9 protein-coding genes are annotated in these 12838 nt (G+C 28.9%); 2 read left to right on the forward strand and 7 right to left on the reverse strand.

Going from position 1 to position 12838, the window contains the following annotated elements:
• Positions 1 to 67: 67 nt before the first annotated feature.
• The 6 genes from carB to NT01CX_RS09570 all read right to left on the reverse strand — a co-directional run bounded on the left by carB (position 68) and on the right by NT01CX_RS09570 (position 10555).
• The gene (gene carB, locus NT01CX_RS09545) at positions 68 to 3259 is read right to left on the reverse strand and encodes a carbamoyl-phosphate synthase (glutamine-hydrolyzing) large subunit (RefSeq protein WP_011722858.1); all 3192 of its coding nucleotides are present in this window, start codon (positions 3257 to 3259) and stop codon (positions 68 to 70) included.
• A 20-nt stretch (positions 3260 to 3279) separates the two neighbouring features.
• The gene (gene carA / locus NT01CX_RS09550) at positions 3280 to 4338 is read right to left on the reverse strand and encodes a glutamine-hydrolyzing carbamoyl-phosphate synthase small subunit (protein ID WP_011722859.1); all 1059 of its coding nucleotides are present in this window, start codon (positions 4336 to 4338) and stop codon (positions 3280 to 3282) included.
• 567 nt (positions 4339 to 4905) lie between these two features.
• Complete coding sequence (locus NT01CX_RS09555; protein ID WP_011722860.1) at positions 4906 to 5838, reverse strand: glycyl-radical enzyme activating protein; 933 nt, start codon at positions 5836 to 5838, stop codon at positions 4906 to 4908.
• Positions 5839 to 5919: 81 nt separating this feature from the next.
• Complete coding sequence (locus NT01CX_RS09560) at positions 5920 to 8331, reverse strand: glycyl radical protein (protein ID WP_011722861.1); 2412 nt, start codon at positions 8329 to 8331, stop codon at positions 5920 to 5922.
• Positions 8332 to 8563: 232 nt separating this feature from the next.
• On the reverse strand, positions 8564 to 9286 hold the full coding sequence (locus NT01CX_RS09565) for a response regulator transcription factor (protein WP_039225859.1): 723 nt from the start codon (positions 9284 to 9286) through the stop codon (positions 8564 to 8566).
• A 27-nt stretch (positions 9287 to 9313) separates the two neighbouring features.
• The gene (locus NT01CX_RS09570; RefSeq protein WP_039243162.1) at positions 9314 to 10555 is read right to left on the reverse strand and encodes a PocR ligand-binding domain-containing protein; all 1242 of its coding nucleotides are present in this window, start codon (positions 10553 to 10555) and stop codon (positions 9314 to 9316) included.
• A gap of 193 nt (positions 10556 to 10748) precedes the next feature.
• On the opposite strand from NT01CX_RS09570, the gene lepB reads away from it, so the two are divergent.
• Together lepB and NT01CX_RS09580 are read left to right on the forward strand one after the other, a co-directional pair.
• A complete protein-coding gene (gene lepB / locus NT01CX_RS09575; RefSeq protein WP_011722864.1) occupies positions 10749 to 11279 on the forward strand; it encodes a signal peptidase I in 531 nt (176 codons plus the stop codon).
• 159 nt (positions 11280 to 11438) lie between these two features.
• A complete protein-coding gene (locus NT01CX_RS09580) occupies positions 11439 to 12206 on the forward strand; it encodes a hypothetical protein (RefSeq protein ID WP_242648486.1) in 768 nt (255 codons plus the stop codon).
• Between the two features lie 46 nt (positions 12207 to 12252).
• Here the strand turns inward: NT01CX_RS09580 and pyrE are convergent, their stop codons facing one another.
• Positions 12253 to 12825 carry an orotate phosphoribosyltransferase gene (gene pyrE, locus NT01CX_RS09585; RefSeq protein ID WP_011722866.1) on the reverse strand — a complete coding sequence of 191 codons (573 nt, stop codon included), beginning with the start codon at positions 12823 to 12825 and terminating at the stop codon, positions 12253 to 12255.
• Positions 12826 to 12838: the final 13 nt, after the last annotated feature.

Genomic DNA, 12838 nt, shown 5'->3' on the forward strand with positions numbered 1-12838 from the left:
TGAAAAAAATCCTAAGATTTTTTTCATTCTTAGGATTTTTTTTACTATTTATATGTTTTGTTTGTTTTTATTTTTCAAAATACTCATTTAAAGATCTGTATTCTACATTTTTATTATGTTTAACTAATTCTATAGTCTTTAGGAATACTCTTGCTGTATCTATGCAAGTAAATACTGGTATTTTGTATTCTGATGCTTTTCTTCTTATTTTAAATCCTGTACTAGCACTATTATTTCCCTTTGTGGGTGTATTTATAATTAAATTTATATCAGAATTACTTATAAGTTTAAATACTTCCTCTAAAGTTATAGTTGTATTTTTTATTCCATTTTCACTGAGAATTTTTCCTGTTCCTTCTGAACTGTATATCTTAAATCCTAAATCATAGTATTTTTTAATTATAGCGCTTCCTTCTTCTTTATCCACATCTTTAAGTGATACATAGATTGATCCTTTAGTTTCTATGTTTATTCCAGCTGCTATAAATCCTTTGTATATAGCTTTATCCAGTTCATAATCAACTCCTAGAACTTCTCCTGTGGACTTCATTTCAGGTCCTAGATAAGTATCTACATCTGCTAATTTTTCATTAGAAAATACTGGAACTTTAACAGCATGTAATCCGCTCCACTTCAAAAGTCCTGTTCCATATTCTAAATCTTTTAATTTAGCTCCAAGCATAGTTTGTACTCCTATATTAACCATAGGTACTCCTGTTACTTTACTTAATATAGGTACTGTTCTTGATGCTCTTGGATTAACTTCTATTACATAGATATCCTTTCCATCAAAGACATATTGAATGTTTACAAGTCCCACTATATTTAATGCTGTGGCTATTTTTTTAGTGTTTTCAACTAATTTTTTTACAGTGTCTTCACTTAATGTCATGTAAGGATATACTGTTATACTATCCCCTGAGTGTACCCCTGTTCTTTCAATATGCTCCATTATTCCAGGCATTAATATGTCTTCTCCATCACATATTGCATCTACTTCAATTTCAGTTCCTCTTACATATTTATCTACTATTATTGTGTGTTCACTGCTTAAACTTACAGCTTCTTTCATATATTTTTCTAAGGCTTTGTCGTCATATATAACTTCCATAGCTCTACCACCAATCACATATGATGGTCTAACTATTACTGGATATCCTAGATTTTCAACTACTTTATATGCTTCTTCTATTGAAGTTACAGCATTTCCAGTAGGTGTTTTTATATTTAATTCTTCAAGTAATTCTCTAAATTTTTCTCTATCTTCCGCTAAATCTATTGATTCAAACTTAGTTCCTAGTATGTTTACTCCCCTTTGTGATAGTTTTTCAGCTAAATTTACAGAAGTTTGTCCGCCAAATTGTAGTATTACTCCCTTTGGATTTTCTTTTCTTACTACATTCATAACATCATCTATAAATAATGATTCAAAATATAGTTTATCTGATGTATCAAAGTCTGTACTTACTGTTTCTGGGTTGTTATTTACCATTATTGATTCGTATCCAGCATTATTAATTGCCCAAGAACCATGCACACAACAGTAATCAAATTCTATACCTTGGCCTATCCTAATTGGACCAGAACCAATTACCATTATCTTTTCTTTATCTGTAACTATATTTTCGTCTTCTTTTTCATAGCATGAGTAGTAATAAGGTGTTTTAGCTTCAAACTCTCCACTACAAGTATCAACCATTTTATAAACTGGATATATATTTTTTAATTTTTTTACTATTTGTATTTTCTTTACGTCCATATTAGATAGTTTACTTATTTGCTCATCTGTAAACCCAAGTGTACTTGCATCACATATTAATTCATTATCTATATTTTTGCTCTCTAGTCTTTTTTCTATTTTTACGATGTTGTATATTTTGCTTAAGAACCATTTATCAATCTTAGTTAAATCATGTATAAAGTCTATTGTAAAATCTCTTCTAAATGCTTCTCCTATGGCAAATATTCTCTCATCATCTTGCATATTAATTTTGTTTATAAGTTCTTCGTCTGTTAGCTCATCACCATTTTGAAGTTTTAATCCAATTATCTTACTTTCAAGACATGTTACAGCCTTTAAAAATGCACTTTCAAAGTTTCTATCGATTGCCATAACTTCTCCAGTTGCTTTCATTTGTGTTCCAAGTCTTCTCTCTGCTGTATTGAATTTATCAAAAGGCCATTTTGGCATTTTTACTACTATATAATCAAGAGCTGGTTCAAAACAAGCACTTGATGTTTCTGTTACATAGTTTTTAAGTTCATCAAGACTATATCCTATTGCTATTTTAGATGCTATTTTAGCTATTGGATAACCTGCTGCTTTTGATGCTAAAGCACTTGAACGACTAACTCTTGGATTTACTTCTATAACTATATATTTATTACTTATAGGATCTAGTGCAAACTGTATATTGCATCCACCCTCAATTTTTAAACTTCTAATTATTTTAAGTGCTGAATTTCTCAACATTTGGTGTTCTTTATCTGTAAGAGTTTGAGAAGGTGCAACTACTATACTATCTCCTGTGTGTACTCCAACCGGATCTATATTTTCCATGTTACATATTATAATACAGTTGTCCTTTTTATCTCTTATGACTTCATACTCAAGTTCTTTCCATCCCGCAACGCTTTGTTCAAGTAATATTTGATGTATTGGACTCATCTTTAATCCAAGCTCACAAATATCAAGGTATTGTTCCATAGTTTCTGCAATACCACCACCAGTTCCCCCTAATGTATAGGCTGGTCTTATTATTATAGGTAATCCATGTCTTTCTACGAATGCTTTACATTCTTCCATATTTACAGCTATTGTACTCTCTGGTATTGGTTCTCCTATTTCAAGCATAAGTTCTTTAAATTCTTCTCTATCTTCTGCCTTTTTTATGGATTCTCCATTTATTCCAAGAAGTTTTACATTATTCTTTTCTAATACTCCTTTTTCTTGAAGTTCCATAGCTATGTTGAGAGCTGTTTGCCCCCCAAATCCAGCAAGTATTCCGTTTGGCTTTTCTTTTTCTATTATTTTTTCTACAGCCTCAATTTTTAATGGTTCTATATAAACTTTATCTGCTATGTTTAAATCCGTCATAATTGTAGCTGGATTACTATTTACAAGTACAGTTTCTATTCCTTCTTCTTTTATTGATTTACAAGCTTGAGTTCCTGAATAATCAAATTCCGCTGCTTGACCTATTATTATTGGACCTGAACCTAAAATTAATACCTTTTTTAAACTTTTATCTAATGACATACAATTACCTCCTATAATCTCTACATAATTTCCATGAATTTATCAAATAAATATTCTGTATCCCAAGGTCCAGGTGCACCTTCTGGGTGAAATTGAACTGAAAATACTGGTAAAGTTTTATGTTTCATTCCTTCAACAGTTTTATCATTTAGATTTATATGAGTGATGCTTAAATCTTTATCTTTTATGCTATTTTCATTTACTGCATAGCCATGATTTTGAGATGTTATAAATGCTCTATCTCTTTCTATATCATAAACTCCATGATTTCCGCCTCTATGTCCAAATTTCATTTTGTATGTGTCTCCGCCAAATGCAAGTGCTAAAATTTGATGTCCAAGACATATTCCAAATGTAGGTTTAACTTTAACTATTTTTTTAACCGTTTCTACTACTTCTGGAACATCCTTTGGGTCTCCAGGTCCATTGCTTAGCATTACTCCATCTGGATTTATTTTCATTATTTCTTCAAAAGTTGTATTGTATGGTACTACAGTGATATCACAACCTTTAGCTTTTAAACATTCAACTATGTTCTTTTTAGCACCAAAGTCCATTAAAACAACTTTATGTCCTTTTCCTTCTATGTGATAGCTTTCTTTTGTACTTACTTTTTGTACAAATTTATTTGGATATTCTATATTTTCAAAGTAACTTTGAAGTTGTCTTACTGTTAAATCCTCGCTAGTAATAACACATCTCATAGTTCCCTTATTTCTTATTTTTTTTGTAATACTTCTTGTATCTACAGCCTCTATTCCTATGATGTTCATTTCTTCAAGCATACTACTTACAGTTTCTTCTGATGTATAATTTGAAGGGTTCATGCAAATAGATCTAACCACAAGTCCTCTAGCGTATATTTTTTTTGATTCTAAATGTTTTTCATTTACTCCATAGTTTCCTATTAACGGATATGTCATATTTATTATTTGACCTGCGTAAGATGGATCCGTAAGAATTTCTCCATATCCAGTCATTGAAGTATTAAAAACTAATTCTCCTACAGCTGTTCCATGTTTTCCAAAACATCTCCCACTATAAACCGTTCCATCTTCAAGATACAATATTCCATTCATTCTTTATTACCCCCTCGTATTTATAACTTCTTAATAGCCCTTTGAATTTTTATACATTAAATTTCATATTTATACATAGATTATCACCTTAATTTTTTCATGTCAATATAATAAAAAAACCTTCTGCCACAGAGCAGAAGGTTTTTAAATTTACCATCATTATAAACGTCATACTTATAGCATAGTAAATATCCACACTCTAAGTACCACCTTTCTAATCTCTCTGGACTAAATTAAAGGTTAATATTCTATTTTTCCGTATAAAAAAACTTCTGCTTTAAGACAGAAGGATACCATATCATAACTATATTAAAATTATAAATATAAGCACCTTATTAGTCTCTCGGACTACCTTAAAGGACTTTAGTAAATTTCTTTTATTTTTCTATAATAGTAACACTTTTTATTGTATATGTCAATAAAACATAACTACTCTATACCCCTCTAAATTTTATAACCGATAAATGTTCCCAATGTATTTAATAAAAAATAAATATATTATTTTTTAATTTAAAAACAGACTATGTGTAATATAAATAACATATAGTCTGCTTAACTTTATAACTTCTAAACTGCTCCAATGTTGCATTTTAATCCTATATTTTCTACTACAGACTTTAATTTTTCCATATACTCATTAGTAGGAGTTTTAATTTCATCACTTATTTTATATTCTTTTCCTAGACATTCATACTTGTTTACTCCAAGTTTATGGTAAGGCAGAAGATGAATTTCATCTACCATCTTTAAAGTTGTAGCAAACTTTGCTATATCCTCTATACTTTTTTCATCTGCATTAAAACCAGGTATTACAGGAACTCTCACAATTGTTTTAACTCCTAATTCAGATATTCTTTTTGCATTTTCTAATATAATATCATTTTTAACTCCTGTATATTCTAAGTGTTTTTGTGTATCTACTGTTTTTATATCTAATAGAACTAAGTCTATCCATTCCATTGTTTCATCTATTATATCTTTGCTTGTATATGAAGTGGTTTCAATAGCAGTATTTATGCCTAATTCTTTAAATCCTTTAAGAAGATTTAATGCAAAAGACGGTTGCATTAGTGGTTCTCCCCCCGATAAGGTAACACCTCCACCTGAACGTCTAAATTGAACAAAATCCTTTTTTACATTATCAATAACTTCTTTTACACTTTTTTCTTCTCCTACTTTTACAATTGCCCCTGGATAACAGTTCTCTACACACTCTCCACATTCATTACATTTATCTCTTAATATCCTATATTTATTATTAAAATCTATAGCATTCTCCCTGCAAACAACTTCACATCTATGACAATCTGTACAATTTTTAGAGTTAAATAAAATTTGACTATATCTGCTTTGAGATTCTGGATTACTACACCAATGGCAAGATAGTGGACATCCTTTTAAAAACACTATAGTTCTAATACCCGGTCCATCATTTACTGAGAATCTTTGTACATTAAAAACATTTCCTTTTTCTTCATAGTTAACATTAGTTTTTAGCATAGTACACCCCTCTCTCCCTTTTAAATAAACTTTAAGACTTGAATAATAACTCAAGCCTTAAAGTAAATTCATAAATATATTTTATAATTCTTGTTCTGTTCTCTTTATAATATCATCTTGAATTTCCTTATTTAAGCAAATGAATTGAGCACTATAACCTGCAACTCTAACTATTAAATCTCTATATTTTTCTGGATGTTTTTGTGCATCAAGTAATACATTTTTATCAACTACATTAAATTGTATATGCATTCCTTTATGATCAAAATAACTACGTATTAAAGTTCCTAAATTTCTAAGACCATTGTCTCCTTTTAAAGAACTAGGATTGAATTTTTGATTAAATAAAGTTCCACTTGGTGCTGCATAATGTTCTAATTTTGCTACAGAATTTGCAGCGGCAGTAGGTCCGTTAACATCTGCACCTCTAGTTGGAGAAACTCCATCTGCTATAGGCTGATATGCTTCTCTTCCATCTGGTGTTGCACCAACTAGACTTCCTAAGTGAACATTATTTGAAACTGGATATAATCCTGGTAAGAATTTTCCTCCACGTTGATTAAAATGTTTTAATACTTCATTACAATATATTAATGCTCCTTCCCTTGTAAATTCATCAACTTCATCTATATCATTTCCAAACTTAGGAGCTCTATGAAGAAGCATTTGTTTTATTCCCTGTAATTCATTTTTCTTACCTTCATCTTTTTCATCTTTACCAAAATTACCATCAAGTGCTTGTTTTAATTTATCTAAAGTTATTTTTTCATCATCAAATACAAGCTTTTTAATTGCCATAAATGAATCTCCAACATTTGCAATACCAACTCCTAGTGGACCTGAAAAACGATAATGTCCGCCACCTTCTTGAATTGATTTTCCTTTAGCTATACAATCATCAAGCATTGCTGATAAGAATGGAAGTGGCGCTCTTTCCCTGTGAGCTATATCAACACAGTTATCTGCTGAAACCATTTGCGCTACAAAATACTCCATTTGTTTTTTATATGCTTCTATGACTTCATCTATATCCTTAAATTCTTCAAATTCCCCTGTCTTTGGACCAACTTGTTTTCCGTCCATCTTACCATTATCTATAGTCAATTTTAATATTTGAGCTAAATTAAAGAATGCTGCATCATACCATCCATCAGTTTTTCCTGGTTTTTGTGGCTCAACACATCCTACAATAGCATAGTCTCTTGCGTCCTCTAAAGTCATTCCATTGTTAACAAGCATAGGAATTATAACCTCATCATTATAAAATGCTGGAAGACCTGTTCCAAGTCGTGTTAGCTCACAAGTTCTTATTAAGAATTCTTCTGGAGTTTTGCTCCATATTCTAACTGAAAGAGATGGTTGAGGAAGTTTTAAACTACCTGTAGCATCAAGACACATATATGATAATTCATTAGTTGCATCTTTTCCTTCTTCTGTTTGACCACCAACTATTAAGTTTTGGAACATTGAATATCCACTAAAAGCTTTTGTAGTAGTTTCATCACGAACCTTAGTAAGATCATTAAATTTAACCCATAAGCATTGAAGAATTTCTCTGTTTTCTTCCTTAGTTACAACATTATTGTCTACATCACTCTTAAAATATGGATACATGTATTGGTCAAATCTTGCTGGAGAGATGGCATGACCATTAGATTCTAAACTTATTATAGCTTGAACAAACCAAAATGATTGACATGCTTCATAAAATGTTGTTGCTGGATTTTCAGGTACTTTACTACATATTTCAGCTATCTTTAATAATTCTTCTTTTCTCTTACAATCTTCTGTATTTTCTGATAATTCTTTAGCTAATTTAGCATATCTTCTAGCATAATCAATAGCCGCCTCACAAGATATTATTACAGCTTCCCAAAACGTTCTTTTCTTTATATATTCAGGATCACTTTTATCTGCACTATCCATCTTAGCTTTAATTTCTTCAATTATTCCTTTAAATCCAAGTTCTAAAACTTTTTTATAGTCTACTGATATATGTCCAAGTCCATTAAAATAATAATTTGCTACAGTAAACACTTTAGCTCCCATTGCCTCTAAAGTTTCTTTAGGCATATAAGAAGTTGCAAGTTCACTTACTGTTTTTCCTTCCCAATACTTAAATATATCTATTAATTCTGATTTTACTTCCTCTGAAATTTGAAATGAATCGGATGTTCTCTTAGGAAGCTTTTCAAATTCTTCAACTAGCCACTTATTTGAGAATTCCGGAAATACTTGAGCTGATCTAGAATTTTTAGTTAAGCTACCTACTATAAGTTCACCCTCTCTAATAACTATTGGCATTTCATTTAAGATTTTTTCTAATGCCTTAGCTTTACGAATAATTATAGGTTGATTTTCTGTTTCCTTGAATGATTCAGTTAGTAATCTTGCTCTCTCTACTTCTATACATGGAGTTGCTGAAAGTATTTGTTCTTTTAACTTTTCAACTCTCTTAGTTGGTATACTAAATCCTCTTGCTAAAACATCCATTTTCTCTCCCCCTAATATTAAAATATGAACTTTGTTATTTTATAAGTAAAACGATTACATGAGCTACATGTAGTTTTCTGTTCTCATGTCCATATCAATATAATACAACTATTTTAAAATTATATTTAATATTTTTTTATCTATTTTATATAATTATTTGAACATATAAATTCACATTTTATGTTAATTATTTATCTATTATACTTTCTTATCATTTAAGTATATTTTTATGCTAAAATCGTGAATTAGTTCTATATTCAGAAGGAGTCATATTAACTATTTTCTTAAATACCTTACAAAAATAGTTAGGTTCATTATATCCAACACTAAATGCAATTTCATTTATACTTATATTAGAATTTATAAGTATTTCTTTTGCTTTATCTATTCTTATCTTTGTAATATACCTATTAAAATTTATCCCCATTTCTTTTTTAAATAATTTACTTAAATAACTGCTACTAAAATTAACATGATCAGCAACATCTTTTAAGGTTATATCATTTTTAAAATTTTTATCTATATATTCCACAACCTCTTGAAATTCTTCTGTACAATTTTTATTGCTTTCTTCTATTCTTTTTTTATTGTCCTTTATAAACTCATTTAATATATCAACTATCTTTTGAGGTCTTATAGGTTTTAACAAATAATCATCAACTTTTATTCTTAATGCCTTTTGGACAAATTTAAAATCATCATATACACTCATAAGTATAATTTTTTTATTTTTATCCTTTTTCTTTATTCTATCTGCAACTTCAAGTCCATTGATCCCTGGCATTGCAAACCCTAAAAATATAACATCAGGATCTAATTCTTCACTCATCTTTATTGCTTCTTCCCCATCTTGCGCTTTTCCTATAACTTTAGCTAGTTTAACATTTCTATCTATAATTAATTTTAAAGCTTCAATTTCTAAGTGTTCACAATCTGCAAGCATCACTCTACACATGCTAATTACCACCCCCATTTATTACCCCTAAACTTTTTTATGCGAATTTTGATCTATAAAAGGAATTTTTAAACTTATAAGTGTCCCTCTATTTACCTTACTTTTTATATCCATATTATAATTTTTTCCATAGTAAGAATGCATTATTTCATTAACATTATAAATTTGTTTCCATACGCAATCCTCATTATTACTTTTTAAGTTTGAAAGCGCATATAGTTTATTTTCAGGAATTCCAACTCCATTATCCCTTATTTCAATAACAATAGTATTTTTTATAAAGTAACCTTTTATATAAACTACTCCCGCTTCTTTTTTAGGATGCAACCCATTTATTACAGCATTTTCAACAAGACTTTGTATAACCATTGATGGTATCTTTAAATTTTTCATATTTTCATCTACATCTATTTTATACCTAATCTTTTTTTCAAAAATAATAGTTTGTATTTTTAAATAGACACAAGTATTTTCTAACTCTTCTTGTATTGTTACTTTATTTCCACTGTTTTTATAAGCATATCTTATTAAAGTAGCTAATAAGTAAGTAATCTCTTCCGTTCTATTTGCATTTTCAATTATAGCAAGTCTTGATATAGAGTTTAACGTATTCAGTAATAAATTTGGATTTAAATTAGATTGTATTATCTTTACCTTATAATTTTTTAGTGTTTCCTCTAATTTAGCCATTTCTTCTTTTTCCTTTGCTAGTTTTACATTTGCAAAGTTTAATTCATCCTTTATTAATAATAATTGAGACTTTTCAACTAGTTGATTTACTACTAAGTGGACAACATTAGCTATAGCCATCAATTTGTCATATTCCATTGATATAATTTCACCATAATATTTTTTTATATTATCAGTTATTGTTTCAGTATTAAAATTATAATCTACCTCTTTTATTGATGAATACTTTGTATCCTTCATAACTACTTGTCCAAATAGAATAGCCCCTAAGTAATTATCATTAACAATTATAGGCACCGCTACATCAACAAGTCCTGCATGACATCTAAATATATATGGTTCTTTTCTTATTGCAGCTTCTAATCCCGCATGAGCATTTGCACTATAGCACATTTTCATTCCTTGTGGCGTACTCCTCATTTTTTTGCAAAAAGTAGAAAAATTACAATACTTATTTATGGGATTTCCTGTAAAATCTATTATGTTATAAGCTAGGTTAGTTATCTTAGCCATGTTCCCTTGTATATCCTTCAATAATTTGGAATCTATTAGGTAATTTAATTTTAAATCCTTGTCCACAAGTAAATTTCTCCTTTCTAGGCTTAATTATTATCTTAACATTACCTTTTTTTGATAACCTATGTCAAGTTATCACTATATAAAATTCATACCAATATTACGTAAAAATTTTTCTAACCATATTTATCTAATAACCTATTAATGTTATTATTAATTTAAATTTTAAATTAATAATAAGGGAGGATAATTTATAGTGAATATAAAAAAGTTTTTTATTAACTATATATCACCAATACTTATTGGAGTAATTTGTTACTTTGTTATATCTCGTTTTTTACTTTTTCAAGTTAGAGTACCATCAATGTCAATGTACCCAACTATTAAACCTGGTGATAGAATTATGGTTTCTATTTTGCATAGTCAAAAAAGTTTACATCGTGGAGATATTGTGGTATTTAATTCCAAAGAGGAAAATGAATATATGATCAAAAGGTTAATAGGACTTCCTGGAGATGACATTAATATTACTGAAAATGGTGAAGTTTATATTAACAATGAAAAAATAGATGAACCTTATGTAGTTTATAACGGTGGTGCCTTTGGAAAATTTAAAGTACCTGATAATTGCTACTTTTTTATGGGTGACAACAGAAATAACTCCTTTGACTCAAGAAGATGGAATAATCCTTATATTCAATGGGAAGATATTAAGGGTAAAGCACAAATTATAATCTATCCATTTAATAGATTGGGTAAATTTAAAGTAGGTAACACATCTAACTAGACCCATTATATAATGTAATATATTTCAAGTTATAATTCATTTTTGCATATGATTATGGTAATATAGTAAATATACACCATAATTATATGCAAAAGGATGTGCTTTTTTGTTATGAAATTTCGTAAATTATTTATTTTTTTTATTTTTATATTATGTATAATGTTTTGTACTTCATGTGGTGTTTCTATAGCAATAGATTCATCGGCACCTTATAAAGAAGAAGGATCACTCACCAAAACTTTTGAAACTCAAAATCAAAAATCCCTTACAATTAATGACTCTAATAGTAGCTTAACTATTGTAAAAAAACCTATTCACACTATAAATGTTACTTGTCACAAAACAGTTGGTGGTAAAAATGAAGCCTCAGTTAAAGACTTTTATAAAAAAATTAATTATAATATTAAAAATACCAATGGTGAGCTTACACTAAATTCTTCTTATCCTAAATTACAAGGCAATCAAGTAAATAATTTGAATCTTCAAACATATATAGAAATACCAGACTTCATAGAAAATATTAAAATAATTAATACCACTGGAAATACTTCCATTAAAGATTCTTATAAATCTATTAACATTGCCAGTGATGTTGGCAATATAAACATTGCTAGTTCTAGTAATACCTTACTCATAGCTTCAAATGTAGGAAATATACATTTTCATGGTTCCAGTAAAAATGCTAATATTTCCTCTGACGTTGGAAACATTGATTTTAATGTAGATAATCTTAATAAAGATCATGTTTATGCTTTTAAAAATCATGTAGGAAACACCACAATAACACTTCCTAAATACAGTAAAATTAATTTAGAATCTAAAAATAATAAAATTAAAATAGACGATAATATAAACCAATGCAAAGATGGAACTAAATTTTTAATAAATGATAGTTCAACAGGAAACATAAAGATACAATGTAAATAATAAGTAAAACTCCCCATATATTATTGGAGAGTTTTATTTTTATTTACTATTTTATTTTTCTGCTACCTGGTTTTACATATGGTATACCTTGTTTACATAGTGGACAGTTTTCTTTTTCATAACTTTCGATTTCAAGTTCTATAGCACTGTATATTGGATAATCTATATGGCTGCTTTTTCTATCTGCTATACAAGCAATTCCTATAACTTCTCCACCTAAGCTTTTTATAACTTCTGCTGTTTCCATTGATGATTTTCCTGTTGTTACTACATCTTCAGTTATTAAAACTTTTTGTCCTTTTTTTATTTCAAATCCACGTTTTAATGTCATCTTTCCATCTACTCTTTCGGTAAATATTGCTGGTTTTCCAAGTTGACGTCCAAGTTCATACGCAACTATTACCCCACCCATTGCAGGTCCTAAAACTATATCAAAATCTAAATTTTCAACTTTATCTTTAATTACGCTTAATACTTTTTCTGCCTTGTCTGGATATTGTAATAATTTCGCACATTGTACATATCTGTTACTGTGTCTTCCTGATGATAATAAAAAGTGTCCTTCTAATAGTGCTTCAACCTCTTTTAATACTTCTATAACATTTACATTATTACTCATTTTATATTCCTCC

The sequence above is a fragment of the Clostridium novyi NT genome, from assembly GCF_000014125.1.
Lineage (GTDB): Bacteria > Bacillota > Clostridia > Clostridiales > Clostridiaceae > Clostridium_H > Clostridium_H novyi.